This window comes from Kitasatospora sp. DSM 101779, from assembly GCF_025655475.1.
In the GTDB taxonomy this organism is placed as follows: Bacteria; Actinomycetota; Actinomycetes; order Streptomycetales; family Streptomycetaceae; genus Kitasatospora.
Genome location: NZ_JAHTIK010000001.1, coordinates 6,579,447 through 6,595,757, shown reverse-complemented (window position 1 = coordinate 6,595,757; position 16,311 = coordinate 6,579,447). Strand labels below are relative to the sequence as shown.

The 16,311-nt window shown below is 74.8% G+C and carries 12 protein-coding genes; 3 read left to right on the top strand and 9 right to left on the bottom strand.

The genetic code is table 11. From position 1 onward, the window contains the following. The first annotated feature begins 74 nt into the window (after positions 1–74). From KSNIM_RS30005 to KSNIM_RS29995, 3 genes are all read left to right on the top strand, one after another. Positions 75–968 carry an MOSC domain-containing protein gene (locus tag KSNIM_RS30005; RefSeq protein ID WP_263106256.1) on the top strand — a complete coding sequence of 298 codons (894 nt, stop codon included), beginning with the start codon at positions 75–77 and terminating at the stop codon, positions 966–968. 122 nt (positions 969–1,090) lie between these two features. Beyond that, entirely contained in the window at positions 1,091–3,547 is a 2,457-nt protein-coding gene (locus KSNIM_RS30000) for a right-handed parallel beta-helix repeat-containing protein (RefSeq protein ID WP_263106255.1), read from the top strand. A 155-nt stretch (positions 3,548–3,702) separates the two neighbouring features. Then, positions 3,703–4,497 carry a DeoR/GlpR family DNA-binding transcription regulator gene (locus tag KSNIM_RS29995; protein WP_263106254.1) on the top strand — a complete coding sequence of 265 codons (795 nt, stop codon included), beginning with the start codon at positions 3,703–3,705 and terminating at the stop codon, positions 4,495–4,497. Between the two features lie 76 nt (positions 4,498–4,573). Here KSNIM_RS29995 and KSNIM_RS29990 read toward each other — a convergent pair whose 3' ends face one another. The 9 genes from KSNIM_RS29990 to KSNIM_RS29950 form a co-directional block, all read right to left on the bottom strand. Then, positions 4,574–5,830 carry a glucarate dehydratase family protein gene (locus KSNIM_RS29990; RefSeq protein WP_263108173.1) on the bottom strand — a complete coding sequence of 419 codons (1,257 nt, stop codon included), beginning with the start codon at positions 5,828–5,830 and terminating at the stop codon, positions 4,574–4,576. Positions 5,831–5,922: 92 nt separating this feature from the next. After that, the gene (locus KSNIM_RS29985) at positions 5,923–6,903 is read right to left on the bottom strand and encodes a 5-dehydro-4-deoxyglucarate dehydratase (RefSeq protein ID WP_263106253.1); all 981 of its coding nucleotides are present in this window, start codon (positions 6,901–6,903) and stop codon (positions 5,923–5,925) included. Between the two features lie 302 nt (positions 6,904–7,205). Next, positions 7,206–8,330 (bottom strand): endo-1,4-beta-xylanase, encoded by a 1,125-nt coding sequence (locus KSNIM_RS29980; protein ID WP_263106252.1) that lies wholly within the window; start codon positions 8,328–8,330, stop codon positions 7,206–7,208. Positions 8,331–8,759: 429 nt separating this feature from the next. Then, the gene (locus KSNIM_RS29975) at positions 8,760–9,866 is read right to left on the bottom strand and encodes a PLP-dependent cysteine synthase family protein (RefSeq protein WP_263106251.1); all 1,107 of its coding nucleotides are present in this window, start codon (positions 9,864–9,866) and stop codon (positions 8,760–8,762) included. Between the two features lie 240 nt (positions 9,867–10,106). Beyond that, positions 10,107–12,671 (bottom strand): ABC transporter permease, encoded by a 2,565-nt coding sequence (locus KSNIM_RS29970; RefSeq protein ID WP_263106250.1) that lies wholly within the window; start codon positions 12,669–12,671, stop codon positions 10,107–10,109. Continuing rightward, the gene (locus KSNIM_RS29965; RefSeq protein WP_263106249.1) at positions 12,668–13,531 is read right to left on the bottom strand and encodes an ABC transporter ATP-binding protein; all 864 of its coding nucleotides are present in this window, start codon (positions 13,529–13,531) and stop codon (positions 12,668–12,670) included. Before KSNIM_RS29965 ends, KSNIM_RS29970 begins: the two co-directional genes overlap by 4 nt. Further along, positions 13,528–13,845 (bottom strand): SHOCT domain-containing protein, encoded by a 318-nt coding sequence (locus KSNIM_RS29960; RefSeq protein ID WP_411543797.1) that lies wholly within the window; start codon positions 13,843–13,845, stop codon positions 13,528–13,530. The genes KSNIM_RS29965 and KSNIM_RS29960 overlap by 4 nt, the downstream gene beginning before the upstream one ends. 463 nt (positions 13,846–14,308) lie before the next feature. Beyond that, positions 14,309–14,980 carry a response regulator gene (locus KSNIM_RS29955; protein ID WP_263106248.1) on the bottom strand — a complete coding sequence of 224 codons (672 nt, stop codon included), beginning with the start codon at positions 14,978–14,980 and terminating at the stop codon, positions 14,309–14,311. Beyond that, the gene (locus tag KSNIM_RS29950) at positions 14,977–16,191 is read right to left on the bottom strand and encodes a sensor histidine kinase (RefSeq protein WP_263106247.1); all 1,215 of its coding nucleotides are present in this window, start codon (positions 16,189–16,191) and stop codon (positions 14,977–14,979) included. The genes KSNIM_RS29955 and KSNIM_RS29950 overlap by 4 nt, the downstream gene beginning before the upstream one ends. Positions 16,192–16,311: the final 120 nt, after the last annotated feature.

Genomic DNA, 16,311 nt, shown 5'->3' with positions numbered 1-16,311 from the left:
AGGCGGACCGGGCGGCCTCCGCACATTCCCGGCCGCGGCGCCGGAGCACCGCCGCCGACTGGCAGGATGGGGGCATGCCGCAGCTGACCGCCCTCCACGTCTATCCCGTCAAGTCGACCTACCGGCTGAGCCCGGACAGTGCCGGGGTGGAGCCGTGGGGCCTCGCCGGCGACCGCCGCTGGATGCTCGCCAACCCCGCGGGCCGGGCCGTCACCCAGCGCGACGAGCCCTCGATCGGCCAGTACCGCACCCACCCGCACCCCGACGGTTCGCTGACCGTCACCGACCCCGCCGGTGCGAGCATCCGCGTCCCGGCACCGAGCACCGCCGCCGGCGACCCGGCCGCGCAGGCCGACGTCTTCGGCACCTTCTTCCCCGCCGTGGAGGCCGAGAAGGAGGCGCAGATCTGGTTCGCCGACCGGCTCGGCGACGTCCGGCTGCTGCACCTCGACGACCCGGCCGGCAGCCGGCGGATCGACCCGGAGTACAGCCGGCCCGGCGAGACCACCAGCATGGCCGACGGATTCCCGCTGCTCCTCGCCACCACCGCCTCGCTCGCCGCGCTCAACGAGCACCTCGCCGCCGACCACCCCGCGGGCGACCGGCGGGCCGAGCCGCTGCCGATGGAGCGCTTCCGCCCCAACCTGGTCGTCTCCGGCCCCGAGCCGTGGGCCGAGGACGGCTGGCGGCGGATCCGGGTCGGCGAGGTGGTCTTCCGGGTCGCCAAGCCCTGCGGCCGGTGCGTGGTGACCACCACCGACCAGGAGAGCGGCGAGCGCCGCGGCCCCGAGCCGCTGCTCGCGCTCGGCCGGCACCGCCGCTTCGGCAAGAAGCTGGTCTTCGGCCAGAACCTCGTCCCGGAGCGTCCCGAGGGTGTCACCGGCAGCCTGCTGGGCACCCTGCGGGTCGGCGACGAGGTCACCGTCCTGGAGGAGGGCCCGCGACCGCAGCCGGACGCCCGGCGCTGACCGGCACCGCGCCGTCGCCCACTCGTTGTAGTGCGCGAACGGCCCCGGTACCGCGGCCGGGGGCACCCCCGCGGGCGGCCGACCATCGCAGGGCTTCGACGAAGGTGGGGATGACAGACCGCATGGCAGAGCAGAGGGTCCGGGTCACGCAGGACAGCGGGTCCCGCTGGCGGCGCCGCGCCGGCGAGTACGACACGCTCCAGGAGGCCCTGGCGGCCGCCGAACCGGGCGACACCGTGGCCGTACGGCCGGGCGTCTTCCGCGAGGCGGTGCTGCTCGACAAACCGGTCACCGTGCTGGCCGCCGACGGCCCCGGCAGCGTCCGGATCAGCCCGCCCGCCGGGGTGCCGCTGACCGTCACCGCCGCCGCGACCGTGCAGGACCTGATCGTCGAGGGCTCGGACCGCTCGCTGCCCGCCGTCCTGGTCACCGCGGACGGCGCCCGGCTCACCGGCTGCCGGATCGACACCCAGGCCTCCGCCGGCGTGGAACTCGGCGACGGCGCCTCCGCCGTGCTCCGCTCCTGCACCGTCGCCAACCCGGCCGGCCTCGGGGTGCGGCTGCGCCCCGGTGCCCGGGCCGGCCTCCAGGAGTGCGAGGTCTCCACGGCGGGCCAGGCCGGCATCGCTGTGCTCGGCGGCGCCGCCGCCGTGCTGGACCGCTGCCGGGTCCACCACACCGGCGGCGCCGGACTGCTGCTCACCGGCTCCGGCAGCGGCGCCGAGCTGACCGGCTGCGAGATCTACGAGATCCGCGGCAGCGGCGTGCAGGCCGAGGACGGCGCGGTCGGCCGGCTCACCGACTGCACCGTGCACCGGGTCACCGGGAACGGCCTCACCCTGGACACCGAGGCCGAACTGCTGCTGGCCGGCTGCCGCATCCACGACCTGCCGGAGAACGCCGCCGACCTGCGCGGCCGGGCCCGGCTGCGGTTGGAACGCTGCACCCTGCACACCTTCGGCCGGGGCGCGCTCTCCGTCTGGGACGCCGGCACCGAGGTCGAGGCCGAGGGCAGCGAGATCCACTCCGCCGACGGCGACTACCCGGCGCTCTGGGTCAGCGACGGCGCCCGCCTCGCCCTCGCCGACTGCACGCTGCACGACCTCCCCGACGCCCTGTTCGTGCTGGACCGCGACTCCCGGGCGAGCGCCGCCGACTGCTCGTTCAGCCGGATCCGCTCCTCCGCCGTCTCGGTCAGCGGCGGTGCGACCGCCGACCTGACGGACTGCCGGATCCAGGAGGCCGGCACCGGTCTCTGGTTCCGCGACCACGGCAGCGGCGGACTGCTCACCGGCTGCGAGATCGCCGACGTCGCCACCGGCGTGATCGTCGCCAAGGGCGCCGACCCGGTGCTGCGCGAGTGCACCGTACGCGGCGCGGGCGACGCCGGGGTGTACGTCTCGGCCCAGGGCCGCGGCACCTTCGAGGACTGCCGGGTCTCGCACGGCCGCGGCTTCGGCTTCCACGTCATCGACGGCTGTCGCACCGTGCTGACCCGCTGCCGAACCGAGCAGAACGGCCGGGCCGGCTTCGAGTTCTCCGAGGCGGGCCCGGTCACCGAGGGCTGCGTCTCGGACGACGTGCCCCCGCCGCCGCCCGCACTGCCGGTGCCGCGCACCGCGCTGCCCCCGGCCCCGGCACTCGCCTCCGCGCCGCCGTACCCGCCCCTGCTCGCACCCGCGGCAGGACCCGCCCTGCTGCCCGCGACCGCCCGGCTGACCAGCGCCGGGCCCGCCAACGCAACCGCGGGCGCGATCGCGCCGATCCCCGACTGCCGCCCCGCCGACGAGGCGCTCGCCGAGCTGGACGCCCTGGTCGGCCTGGCCACTGTCAAGCAGGAGGTGCGCACCCTGATCGACCTGATCACCGTCGGCCGGCGCCGCCGCCAGGCCGGGCTGAAGGCGCCCTCGCTCCGCCGGCACCTGGTCTTCACGGGCGCCCCCGGCACCGGCAAGACCACGGTCGCCCGGCTGTACGGCGAGATCCTGGCCTCGCTCGGGGTGCTGCAGCGCGGACACCTGGTCGAGGTGGCCCGGGTCGACCTGGTCGGCGAGCACATCGGTTCCACCGCGATCCGCACCGCCGCCGCCTTCGACCGGGCCCGCGGCGGGGTGCTCTTCATCGACGAGGCGTACGCCCTGGCCCCGGAGGACGGCGGACGGGACTTCGGCCGGGAGGCGATCGACACCCTGGTGAAGCTGATGGAGGACCACCGGGACGAGGTGGTGGTGATCGTCGCCGGCTACACCGCCGAGATGGAACGCTTCCTCGCCGCCAACCCCGGCCTGTCCTCGCGGTTCTCCCGGACGGTCACCTTCCCCGACTACAGCGCCGAGGAACTGCTGGAGATCGCCCGCGCCCAGTGCGCCGAGCACGAGTACGCGCTCGCCGAGGCGACCGAGAAGGCGCTGCAGGAGCACTTCGCCGGCCTGGAACGCGGGCCCGGCTTCGGCAACGGCCGGACGGCCCGGCAGGTGTTCGAGACGATGGTGGAACGCCACGCCGTGCGGGTCGCCCAGCTCGCCGACCCGTCCACCGAGGAGCTGCAGCTGCTCGTCCCGGCGGACCTGCCGCTCTGACCGGGCCGGGCGGCCGCGGGCGTTCCCGGAGTCACGGTGTTCCCGGAGTCACGGCGTTCCCGGAGTCACGGCGTTCCCGGAGTCACGGCGTTCTCGGGGACTTCGGCGGCCGGGCCGCGTGCGAGGATGGGCCGGAGCCGACCGGAGGAGGACCCGTGACCGACAACGCCCAGATGCTCGCCGAACAGCGCCGGGCGCTGATCCTGGACGAGGTGCGGCGGCGCGGCGGTGTCCGGGTCAACGAGCTCACCCGCCAGTTGAACGTCTCCGACATGACGATCCGTCGGGACCTGGACGCGCTGGCCCGCGCGGGCGCGGTGGAGAAGGTGCACGGCGGGGCGGTGCCGGCCGGCCCGGCCCGCACCCACGAACCGGGCTTCGCTGCGAAGTCCGCGCTGGAGCTGTCCGCCAAGGAGCAGATCGCCCGGGCGGCGGCCCGGCTGGTCTCCCCCGGCGCGGCGATCGCCCTCTCCGGCGGCACCACCACCTACGCGCTGGCCCGTGAGCTGACCGGGATCGAGCGGCTGACGGTGGTGACCAACTCCGTCCCGGTGTCGGAGGTGTTCGAGCAGGCGCACCGGGCCGGCGGCCCGGCCGCGACGGTGGTGCTGACCGGCGGGGTGCGGACGCCCTCGGACGCACTGGTCGGCCCGGTGGCGGACCGGGCGATCCGCTCGCTCCGCTTCGACCTGCTGTTCCTCGGCACCCACGGGGTCTCGCCGGAGGCAGGGCTGTCCACGCCCAACCTGGCGGAGGCGGAGACCAACCGGACCCTGGTCGCCTCGGCCCGGCGGACGGTGCTGGTGGCCGACCACACCAAGTGGGGAACGGTCGGCCTGTCCACGTTCGCGGAGCTGTCCGAGATCGACACCTGGGTGACGGACGCCGGGCTGCCGGCCGAGGCGGTGGAGACGGCCCGCGAGCTGATCGACGAGGTCGTCCTCGCCTGAGTCGGCCCGCGGTCGACTCGTGCAGGGTCCCGCCGAGCCATGGCTCCTTGCCTGAACATGGGGGTAGCCGGGGCCGTCACCAGCGCGGGGTGCGCCGCCGGTACGAGGGGTCGGTCCGGCGCAGGTAGCCGGTGTCGTCGCGGGTGCGCAGGCCGCAGGCGAGGTACTGCTCGTGCAGCCGGGCCAGGGCGTCGCGGTCGAGCTCGACGCCGAGGCCCGGGCCGGTGGGCACCCGGACGGCGCCGTCGGCGAGGGCCAGCACGCCGGGCTCGATCACGTCCTCGGTCCGCCAGGGCCAGTGGGTGTCGCAGGCGTGGGTGAGTTCGGGAGAGGCGGCGGCCAGATGGGTCATCGCGGCGAGGCTGATGCCGAGGTGCGCGTTGGAGTGCATGGACAGCCCGAGGCCGAAGGTGTCGCAGATCCCGGCGAGCAGCCGGGAGCGGTGCAGGCCGCCCCAGTAGTGGTGGTCGGCGAGAACGATCCGCACCGACCGCCGGGCGACGGCCGGCGGCAGGTGCTCGAAGGCGGTGACGCACATGTTGGTGGCGAGCGGGATCGCCGTCCCCGCGGCCACCCGCGCCATGCCGTCCAGGCCCGGGGTCGGGTCCTCCAGGTACTCGAGGACGCCCTCCAGCCGACGGGCGGTGGCGAGCGCGGTCTCCGGCGTCCAGGCGGCGTTCGGGTCCAGCCGCAGCGGCAGTCCGGGGAAGGCCTCGTGCAGGGCGAGGACGGTGTCGGCCTCCTCCTGCGGCGGGCGGACCCCGCCCTTGAGCTTCAGTGCGGTGAAGCCGTACGCGTCGACCATGCGGCGGGCCTGAGCGAGGATGCCGGCCGTGTCCACTGCTTCGCCCCAGTCGTCCGGCGGCCCGCCGGGGTGACCGGCCCACTTGTGGAAGAGGTAGGCGCTGTACGGGACCTCGTCTCGGACCCGGCCGCCCAGCAGATCGCTGACGGGCCGTCCGGCGGCGCGGCCCTGGACGTCGAGGCAGGCGACCTCCAGCGGGGAGAAGACCCGGTCCACCGTGGAGGCCGCGGTGATCGGCCCGGTCAGGCCGTGCAGGTCGGAACCCGTCCGGCCGCCGAGCGCTGCGGCGACCCGGGCGCGCATCCGACTGAGGGCGTGCACCGGCAGGCCGGTCACCGCCCCGGCGGCGGTGCGCAGCCGCTCCAGGTGGCCTTCGTCGGCCGTGGTCTCGCCGAGGCCGGTCAGCCCCTGGTCGGTGGCGACCTCCACGACCGCCCGCAGGGCGTACGGCTCGTGCACGCCCACCGCGTTGAGCAGCGGAGGCTCGCGGAAGGCGACCGGGGTGACGGTGACCGTGGTGATCCGCAGCTCGGGCAGGCCCGCCCGGTCCGTCGGGACCGCCCGGTCCGCCGGGGCCACCGGGTGCGCCCGGTCCGCCGGTTCGGGCGAGGGCTGTGCGGTCATCGGTCGGCGTCCTCATCGGGCGCAGTGAGGGAGGTGGGGGCGGCGGGCGAGGTCGTGGCGGACGGGGTGGCGAGGGCGGCGGCCAGTCCGGCTTCGGTGAGGGCGCGCAGCCGGTCGAGGTGCTCGGGCGCGGGGTCGGTGAGCGGGGGCCGGACGCCGCCCACGGCCAGGCCGCGTTGCCGAACCCCCGCCTTCACCAGGGCGACGGCGTATCCGGGCACTTCGGCCCGCAGTTCGACGAGGGGCAGGTAGAAGGCGGACAGCAGACGGCGGACGGTGGCCTCGTCCCCGGTGGCGAGGGCGCGGTGGAAGGCGAGGGCGATCTCCGGGACGAAGGCGAAAGAGGCGGAGGAGTACTGCCGGACGCCCAGGCCGCGGTAGGCGGGTGCGGTCGCCTCGGCAGTGGGCAGCCCGTTGAAGAACCGGAACTGCTTCCCGGAGGGGCGCAGCGCCTCCTCGACGGCCGCGATCATCCGGGCCAGCAGTTCGAGGTCGCCACAGCCGTCCTTGATGCCGACCACGTGCGGCAGCCGGGCGATCTCGACGGCCGTGGCGACGTCGAGCCGGGCAGTGTCACGGTGGTAGGCGATCAGCGGCAGCCCGCCGGCCTCGGCGACCTGGCGGGTGTAGGCCACCAGGCCGGACCGTGGCGGCCGGACGAGGTACGGCGGCATCAGCAGCAGGCCGTCCGCGCCGGCCTCGGCGGCGGACCGCGCGAGGGCACGGGCGGTGGGCAGCGGTCCGCCGGCCCCGGCGTGCACCGGCAGCCGGCCGGCGGCGACCCGGACCGCCGTCCGGATCAGCACGGCGTGCTCGGCGGGGTCCAGGGCGTGGAACTCACCGGTGCCGCAGGCAGCGAAGAGCGCGCCGGGGCCGGCCGCGATCCCGGCCTCCAGGTGCTCGGCGTACACCGCGATGTCGATCTCGCCGTCCGGGCCGAACGGGGTCACCGGGAAGAACAGCGGGCCGTCGTGCATCGTCGCCTCCTGCGGAGCCGGACACCGTTCCGGCCCGTGCGGCCAGCCTGTCCCCGCGGACGGTGCGGTGGTGGGCGGCGCGCCGACGGTCACCCGGCAGGGGCAGCGGGCCGGAACGGTGTCCGGCTCCGGCGTACGGTTGCGGGTGGCCGCCGGCGCGGCCCGGTCGGGCGGGTGCGGGCCGGCGGGTGGGCGTGGACCGGCGGCCCGTACGGATCAGCGGGTCGGCGTGGACCGGCGCCCCGTACGGATCACGGGCCCGTACGGATCAGGGGCCCGTACGGATCACGGGCCCGTACGGATCAGCGCCGGCCGGCGAGGACGAGGTCCTGGCGCAGCGCGGTGTACGCCTGCTTCGGGCGGTAGTCCTCGGTGAGCAGGTTGGCCGCGCCCTGGCCGGAGAAGGTGTTCGGGACCCAGGAGTACTTGTCGGTGAAACCCCAGACCGTGAAGTCGGTGCAGTGCTCGGTGAGCAGGCAGCCCTGCAGCAGCACACTGTACCCCTCCGCCTGGGCCTCGGTCTTGGTGGCGTCGGCGGGCATCACCATCCGGACGTCGGCCTCGGTGATCGCGGTGTCCAGCCCGAGGGCGTCGAAGCGCGCCAGGTTGTCGGCGATGTCGTGCGGTGCGGGGTACTGGACGGCGAGGTGGCCCTGGACGCCGACGCCGTCGATCGGGACGTGCTGCTTCTTGAGGTCGGTCACCAGGGCGAGCAGGGCGGTGCTCTTGGGGTTGACGCCCTCGATGTTGTAGTCGTTGATGTACAGCTCCGCCTTGGGGTCGGCCTCGTGGGCCCAGCGGAAGGCGTCGGCGATGTAGCCCGGGCCGAGGTTGCGCAGCCAGATGGAGTCGCGGAGTGTGCCGTCGTCGTTGAAGGCCTCGTTGACGACGTCCCACTGCCAGATACGGCCCTTGAAGTGCTTCACCTCGTCGGTGATGTGACGGTGCAGGATGTCGCGGAGCTCGTCCGGGGTGAAGCTGCCGGAGGTGATCCAGCCGGGCAGCTGGCTGTGCCAGACGAGGGTGTGGCCGCGGACCAGCTGGTGGTTGTCCTGCGCGAAGTCGACGAGGTCGTCGGCGGGGCCCCAGGTGTACGTGCCGCGGACGGCCTCGACGGACTCCCACTTCATGACGTTCTCCGGGGTGACGGAGCTGAACTCGGTGGCGGCCTTCTCCCGGTACGGGGCGTCGGCGGTCAGGGCGGACATGTCCACCGCCGTACCGATGCGCAGGCCGGCGCGGCGGCCGAGCTCGCCGAGGGTGCTCGCGGCCGGGCCCTTCGCCCGCGCGGCGGCGCTGTCGGCGGGCGTGCCGGTACTGCTGCCTGAGCTGCCGGTGGCGGCTGAGGCGGAGGGGAGGACGAGTGCGGAGACGGCCAGGGCTGTGGCGGTGGCCGCCACGAGGGCGGTACGGGTCGCTCGGATCACGGAAGTCCCTTTCGCGAGATCACATGACTACGGCTCTCGAAACTTTTCGTAGATGTATACGCAAGTTTCAGGCACGCTAGCGGTCCGAATTTTGGGCGGTCAATCCCCGTGCACGGAGGTGTTCAGGCGGGTTGACGCCGACTCATGGGCGCAGCCTTGGGCCAGCGCAAGGAAGGCCGGGCACATTCGGCATTTTCGGAGCAGAGGGGCTGGCCGAAACTCTCGCCCTGTTCTACGATTCTGGCGCCCGGCGGGTCCGTGACTGGCGTCCGGCCGGTGGGCGCTTCGGCCCGGTGTGGGAGTGGCCGCGGCGCGGCTGCGGTGCAAGGGGCACCGCACACGTCGGCCCGGGGAGTACGTGGCGCACTCCCCGGGCCGTCATGAAGCATCGCGAGGTGGGGGCGGTACGGACCGCCCAGGGGCTGCGGGTCAGCCCAGGCCGATGGACGTCCCTGCGAGGAACTCCTCGAGCTCGGTGACGTAGGGGCCGATGTCGATGCCGTGCTCGGCGAGCCAGGCGTCGGAGTAGTACTTGTCGAGGTAGCGGTCGCCCGGGTCGCATATGAGCGTGACGACACTGCCGGCCCGCCCGGCGGCACGCATCTCGGCGACGATCCGCAGGGCGCTCCACAGCCCGGTGCCGGTGGAGGCGCCGGCCTTCTTGCCGAGTGCGTCCTCCAGGATGCGGACGGCCGCTATGGATGCCGCGTCGGGCACCTTCATCATCCGGTCGAGGGCGCCCGGGACGAAGCTCGGCTCCATCCGGGGGCGGCCGATGCCCTCGATCCGGGAGCCGCTGGGGCAGGTGGCGTCGGGGTCCTGGTTGACCCAGCCCTCGAAGAAGCAGGAGTTCTCCGGGTCGGCCACGCAGATCCGGGTGTCGAACTGCATGTAGTGCACGTAGCGGGCGATGGTCGCGGAGGTGCCGCCGGTACCGGCGGTGGCGACGATCCAGGCCGGCTCGGGGTGCGGCTCCAGCTTCAGCTGGGCGAACACGGACTCGGCGATGTTGTTGTTGCCGCGCCAGTCGGTGGCGCGCTCGGCATAGGTGAACTGGTCCATGTAGTGGCCGCCGGTCTCCTCTGCGAGCCGGGCGGACACCTCGTAGACCTCGCAGGGGTCGTCGACGAGGTGACATCGACCGCCGTGGAACTCGATCAGCTCGATCTTGGCCCGGCTGGTCGTCCGGGACATCACCGCGATGAAGGGCACGCCGATCAGCTTGGCGAAGTACGCCTCGGAGACGGCGGTCGAGCCGCTGGACGCCTCGATGACCGGCTTGCCCGGTCTGATCCAGCCGTTGCACAGGCCGTAGAGGAAGAGCGAGCGGGCGAGCCGGTGCTTGAGGCTGCCGGTCGGGTGGGTCGACTCGTCCTTCAGGTAGAGGTCGATGCCCCACTCCTCCGGGAGCGGGAAGCGCAGCAGGTGGGTGTCGGCGGACCGGTTGGCGTCCGCCTGGACCTTCCGCACCGCCTCCTTCAGCCAGGCCCGGTACTCCGGGTCGGAGCGATCCACGTCCACGGTGTGCAGAGCCATCGCGAGCCTCCTTGTCCTGACGCTGTCCTGACGACGTCACCTCCACCAAGCGTAACAGGCGACTACAATAAGTGACTGTTACGGCATCTCCAGCGAACCCTTATCGGGCAGCAGAGTGGTGAGACCGGGCCCAGCTCTGCGCGGCCCCCGTAGGCCGCCGCCCGGGCGGGCGCCCTGCCGGGTGCGGGGCCCTCGGCGGCCCGGGCACCCGGCAGGACGGCGCTCAGTCGGTGGCGGTACTCAGTCCGTGGCGATCGCCCGCAGGACGTCCAGCCTGGCCGCGCGGCCGGCCGGGCGGAGGCCGGCGACGGCGCCGGCCACCAGACCGGCCAGCAGCACCACCGCGAGCCGGCCGGGCGGCAGGGCGAAGGAACCGGTGCCCGCGCTGTCGGAGGCCCGGACCAGCGCCCACCCGAGGAAGGCGCCGAGCCCCAGGCCGCCGACCGTGCCGAAGGCCGCGACCAGCACCGACTCCCAGCGGACCATCGACCGCAGCTGCCCCCTGGTCTGCCCGACCGCCCGCAGCAGGCCGAGCTCGCGGGTGCGCTCGTGCACGGCCAGTGTCAGGGTGTTGGCGATGCCGAGCAGGGCGATCAGCACGGCCAGCGCGAGCAGGGCGTAGACCACGGAGAGCATGGTGTCCACCCCGCCGGCGGCGCTGGCCGCGTACTCGCCGCGGTCCTGCACCTGCGGGTTGCCGTAGGCGTCCGCGACCTTCTGCACGGCGGCCTTGCCGTCGGCGAGCGGGACGCCCGGCCGCAGCGCGACCGCGACCATGGTGTCGCTGTCCTGGACTCGGTGCGGGGCCCACGCCTGGCGGGTCATCAGGTAGTCGCCCGCCACTCCGCCGCCCTCGTACAGCGCCCGGACGGTGAATCGCTCGGTGCCGTCGGTGAAGGCGACGGAGACCGTGGAGCCCAGCTGCCAGCCGCGGGCGGCCGCCTCGCTGCGCGAGACGGCGAGGCCGTCGGTGCCCAGAGCGGCGAGACTGCCGTCGACCCGTCCCAGGTCGACCACGCCGGGCAGCCGGGCCGGATCGGTGATGTCCAGCTCTCGGCCGTGGCCGTCGATCCGGGCGACCCCGCGGCCGAGGCCCACGGCCTGCTCGACCTGCGGCAACTGTCGGACGGCTTCGGCGAGTTTCGGACTGACACCACTGCCGCCGGCGCCGAAGGCGGGGGCGGTGACCGCGAGGTCGCCGGCGAAGGAGCGGTCGACGGTGTCGTTCAGGGTGGCCCGGATCGACGCGGCGAAGACGGTGAACAGGGTCACCACGGCGACGCCCACCATCAGGGCGGTGGCGGTCGCCGCCGTACGGGAGGGGTTACGGGCGGCGTTGCGGCGGGCGAGCGCACCGCTGACACCGCGCAGCCGGGGCAGCGGTGCGCCCAGCACGTGGACGGCGAGCGCTGCGGAGACCGGACCGAGCACCACCGTGCCGGCGAGCGCCGAGACCGCTCCGGTGGCGGTCAGCACCGCCGAGGGCCCGCCGGTCGCACCGCGCACCGTGAGCACCGTCCCGCCGGCCAGCAGGGCCGTACCGAGGACCGCGCGGACCCGGCCGGTACGGCCGGTCGCCGCGTCGTCCACCGTGCTCTCGCGCAGTGCCGCGAGCGGGGCCGTACGGCCGGCCCGGACGGCCGGCAGCAGGGCCGAGCCCAGGGTGACCAGGATGCCGACGGCCAGCGGCAGCGCCACGGAGGCGGTGGCGACGACCATGCCGCCGGTCGGCAGCGAGAAGCCGAGCGCGGCGAAGAGCGCGCTGAGCCCGGCCGCCACCCCGATGCCGCCGGCCAGGCCGGCCGCCGACGCGACCACGGCGACCACGGCCGCCTCGGCGAGCGTGGCGCCGAGGACCTGCCGCCGGTGCGCGCCGAGGGCGCGGAGCAGCGCGTTCTCGCGGGTGCGCTGGGCGACCACGATGGCGAAGGTGTTGTGGATGGTGAAGGTGGCGACGAGCAGCGCGATCCCGGCGAAGACCAGCAGCAGGGTGGTGAACATCGTCAGGAACCGGCCGGAGACGTCCGCGGTGGACTCGGCGGTCGCGGCCTGGCCGGTCAGCGCCTCGACGCCGGAGGGCAGCAGGGGCTTGACCCGGTCGACGAGCTGTTGCTGCGTCAGGGTGTCGGAGCGGAGCCGGATCGCGGTCGCCTGCCCCTCGCCCTTGGGGGTGAGGTGGCGCTCGGCGTCGGCGAGGCTCAGCCCGGTGAAGGTGGAGGGTCCCATGCCGTCCGCGTCGGCGCCGAAGGTGGCGATGCCGACGACGGTGATCCGCACCGGGTCGGGGGTGCGCAGCATGGTGGTGTCGCCGATCCGGAGATCTCCGGCCTCGGCCGCGCCGCGGTTGATGACGGCCTCGCCCGGGGCTGCGGGCGCCCGGCCCTCGGCGAGCCGGTAGGGGTTGAGCGTGCCGTCGGTGAGCCAGTTCCCGGCGAGGGTCGGGGGGCCCTTGCCGCCGATCGGCTCGCCGTTCCGGCCGACCAGTTGGCCGGCGCCCTGGACGGACGGCTCGGCCGCGCTCACCCCTGGGACGGTGCGCAGCCGGTCGGCGAGTGCGGTGTCGACCGGCGCCCGGACGCCGCCGGGAACGTTCTGCGCGGGCAGCACGTCGGCGCTGCGGACGACGGCGCCGGTGCCCGCGTTGGCGTCGGCGAACAGGGTGTCGAAGTTGGCCCGCAGGGTGTCGCCCAGCACCATCGTGCCGGTCAGGAACGCCACGCCGAGCAGGACGGCGAGGACGGTGCCGACCAGGCGGCGCCGGTGGGCGCGGGCGGAGCGGAGCCCGATCCGCAGGGCGGTGTTCATCGTCGGTCACTCTCCCGTGGGCCGGCCGCCGCGCTCCTGGCGGTGTCCGGGGTGGCAGCGCGGGCGGTGGCGGCGCGGGCGGCGGTGCTGCCGGTGCCGGCGGGGCGGCCGGTGGCGGCCGGGGCGTCGAAGGCCTTCATCCGGTCGAGGACGCGGTCGGCGGTGGGCGTGTCCATGCTGTCGACCAGCCGGCCGTCGGCCAGGAACAGGACCCGGTCCGCGTAGCCCGCGGCGGTCGGGTCGTGGGTGACCATCACCACCGCCTGGTCCATGGTGTCGACGGCCTGCCGGAGCAGGCCGAGCACCTCGGCACCGGAACGGGAGTCCAGGTTGCCGGTCGGCTCGTCCGCGAAGACGACCTGCGGCCGGCCGGCCAGGGCGCGGGCCACGGCCACCCGCTGCTGCTGGCCGCCCGACAGCTCGGCGGGCCGGTGGTGCAGCCGGTCGCCCAGGCCGACCACCTCGACGAGGGCGTCCACCCAGGCCGCGTCGGGTGCCCGGCCGGCGAGGTCGAGCGGCAGGGTGATGTTCTCGCGGACGGTGAGCGTGGGCACCAGGTTGAAGGACTGGAAGACGAACCCGATGCGCTCGCGGCGGAGTTCGGTGAGCCGGCGGTCGTTCAGGGTGCCGAGCTCGGTGCCGCCGATGTGGGCGCTGCCCGCGCTGAGGGTGTCGAGGCCGGCGGCGCAGTGCATCAGTGTGGACTTGCCTGAGCCGGACGGGCCCATGATGGCGGTGAACCGCCCGGCCGGGAACTCGACCGTGACGTGGTCGAGCGCCCGGACCCGGGTGGCGCCGATGCCGTACACCTTGACCGCGTCGGTGACCGCGGCGGCGGGGTGCAGCTGGACGACGGTCATTTCGCACCGCCGGGACGGTCGGTCCGCTCGGTGAGCACGGCGCGCTTGGCGCGGTACTCGTCCTCGTCGATCTCGCCGCGGGCGTACCGGTCGCCGAGCGTGGCGAGCGGGCCGCCGCCGTGGTGCCAGCCGCCGGGGCCGTAGCCGCGGCGCCAGACGGTGCGCCGCAGGATCAGCACGACGAGGAGGATCACGGCTGCCCAGAAGAGCGGGATCAGCAGGATCCACGGGCCGGGCCAGTGGCCGTCCGCGTGGGCGAGCAGGGTGTCCATGGTGTCCATCTCCTCGGTGCAGGCCTGTTGTGGGGACTGCACCGAGCCTCTCGCCGCGGGCCCCTGCCGCGCGTCGTCCCACCAGCGGCACCTGCGGTACTCCCGACGTAGTACCGCGTGCCGTAGTACAGGGCGCGCCGGTACCGGGTGCCGCAGTACCGGGGCCGGGTGGAGCACCGCCGTGGCCCGGGCCGAAACGACGGACCCACGACGGGCCGATGGCAACGGCAGCGGCCGTCGCGACGGCCGGCAGAAGGAGGAACGGGACCAGGGTTCGCACCACGGCGCGCAGCAGGGTTCGCATGCGGTGAAGTCTCCTCGGCCGCCGGAGCCGTCACCATCCCCCTGGCACCCCAGTCCGACCTGAACCGTGCTGCAGGACCGACGGTGAACCCAGGACCACCGTCACCGTCACCGGCCCGCACCGGGCCTGGTCCGGGTCCCGCACGGGCGCCGGTAGGCCGGCCCCGCACGGCGCCCGCTGCCCGGACGACAAGCTCCCGCGCTACCCCAGCCAGCCGGGCCGGACGAGTCCCGACTCGTAGGCGAGGACGACCAGTTGGGCGCGGTCGCGGGCGCCGAGCTTCACCATGGCCCGGCTGACGTGGGTCTTGGCGGTGAGCGGGCTGACCACCAGGCGCCGGGCGATGTCCTCGTTGGAGAGGCCGAGGCCGACCAGCGCCAGCACCTCGCGTTCCCGGTCGGTGAGTGCCGCGAGCGCGGTCGGGCCGCCCGTGGCCGGTGCCTTGGAGCGGGCGGCGAACTCGCCGATCAGCCGCCGGGTCACCCCGGGCGACAGCAGGGCGTCGCCGGCGGCGGCGACCCGGACGGCACGCAGCAGTTCGGCCGGTTCGGTGTCCTTGACCAGGAAGCCGGCCGCGCCGGCCCGCAGCGCCTCGAAGACGTACTCGTCGAGTTCGAAGGTGGTGAGGACGACCACCCGGACACCGTCGAGCGCCGCGTCCTCACCGATCCTGCGGGTGGCGGCGAGCCCGTCCAGCCTCGGCATCCGGATGTCCATCAGGACGACGTCGGGCCGCAGTTCGGCGGCGAGGGCGACCGCCTGCTCGCCGTCGTCGGCCTCACCGACCACCTCGATGTCGGGTTGGGCGTCGAGCAGTGCACGGAAGCCCGCCCGGACGAGCACCTGGTCGTCCGCGAGCAGCACCCTGATCACCGGGCCTCGCCTCCTGTCGGGTCCTGCGGGACGCCGCCGCGGATCGGCAGCCGGGCCAGGACCCGGAATCCGCCGTCCGGCCGCGGCCCCGCCTCCACCGTGCCGCCGGCCGCCGCGACCCGCTCCCGCATGCCGATCAGACCGCTGCCGGAACCGCCCGGATCGCCCGCTCCGGCCGGACCGGGGTCGTCGATCCGGACGACGAGCCCGTCCCCCGCCCAGTCGAGCAGGACCTCGGCGCTGCGGGCCGCCGAGTGGCGGATGACGTTGGTCAGGGCCTCCTGGACGATCCGGAAGGCGGTCAGGTCGAGCCCGGGCGGCAGGCTGCGGGCCCGGCCGCGGCTCTGCACCACAACCTCCAGCCCGGCCTGGCGGGCCTGCTCGGCGAGCTCGTCCAGCCGGTCGAGGCCGGGGGCGGGGCTGCGCGGTGCGGCGGCGTCCGGGCCGCGGAGCGTGCCCAGCACCTGCCGCACCTCGCCGAGGGCCTCCTTGCTGGCGGCCTTGATCGTGGTGAGTGCCGTCCTGGCCTGCTCGGGCCGGGTGTCGAGGAGTTCGAGGGCGACGCCGGCCTGTACGTGGATCAGCGAGATGCTGTGGGCGAGGATGTCGTGCAGTTCGCGGGCCATCCGCAGCCGCTCCTCGTCGGTCCTGCGCCGCTGGGCCTGTGCGGCGGCGGCCCGGACGGCCTCCATCCGCTCCGCGCGGAACCGCAGGATCTCGGCGACGGCCATCACCAGGAGCAGCCAGGCCGCGATGCCCAGCTCCTGCCAGCCGTTGGGCTGTGCGGCCGGCCCGCGCAACCAGTCCTGCGGCACCACGAAGGAGATCAGCAGGTGAGCGGCGTAGAAGGCGCCGGCGCACGCCCAGGCGGCCCGGCGGTGGCCGCGTTTCACCGCCGCGCAGAAGGCCACCACGAGGCTGAGGAACACCGGCCCGTACGGGTATCCGGCCAGCAGGTAGGCCACGGTGACGACGGTCGTGCCGACCACCACGGCGACCGGCCGGCGCTGCCGCAGGACGAGCAGCGCCGGGCCGAGCAGGAGCAGCAGGTAGCCGAGGGCGTCCAGTGGGAGGCGTCCGCCCTGGTGGCGGGCGGCCGCGCCCGTCCCGGCCAGCTGCGCGACCGCGACCAGCACCGAGGAGGCGACCGGCCAGCCCGCCTTCGCGGCGCGGACCCACGGCGGCTGCCAGGGCGGCGGTTCGTCGGTCATGCCGGGAAGGCTAGCCGCCGACCGGCCACCGGGGCGTCAGCCTGCCGGGGTGGGCGTGCCTACTCCCCCGGGAGTAGGCACGCCACCGGAGGAGGCCCGCCCGTGCCCGCTGCACGGCAG

Bases quoted from the DNA above. Each gene is read 5' to 3' on its own strand.
- KSNIM_RS29985 (WP_263106253.1), bottom strand. From the start codon at position 6,903: ATGCACGACGGCCCGCTGTTCTTCCCGGTGACCCCGTTCGGCCCGGAC.
- KSNIM_RS29970 (WP_263106250.1), bottom strand. From the start codon at position 12,671: ATGAACACCGCCCTGCGGATCGGGCTCCGCTCCGCCCGCGCCCACCGG.
- KSNIM_RS29950 (WP_263106247.1), bottom strand. From the start codon at position 16,191: ATGACCGACGAACCGCCGCCCTGGCAGCCGCCGTGGGTCCGCGCCGCG.
- KSNIM_RS30000 (WP_263106255.1), top strand. From the start codon at position 1,091: ATGGCAGAGCAGAGGGTCCGGGTCACGCAGGACAGCGGGTCCCGCTGG.
- KSNIM_RS29965 (WP_263106249.1), bottom strand. From the start codon at position 13,531: ATGACCGTCGTCCAGCTGCACCCCGCCGCCGCGGTCACCGACGCGGTC.
- KSNIM_RS30005 (WP_263106256.1), top strand. From the start codon at position 75: ATGCCGCAGCTGACCGCCCTCCACGTCTATCCCGTCAAGTCGACCTAC.
- KSNIM_RS29975 (WP_263106251.1), bottom strand. From the start codon at position 9,866: ATGGCTCTGCACACCGTGGACGTGGATCGCTCCGACCCGGAGTACCGG.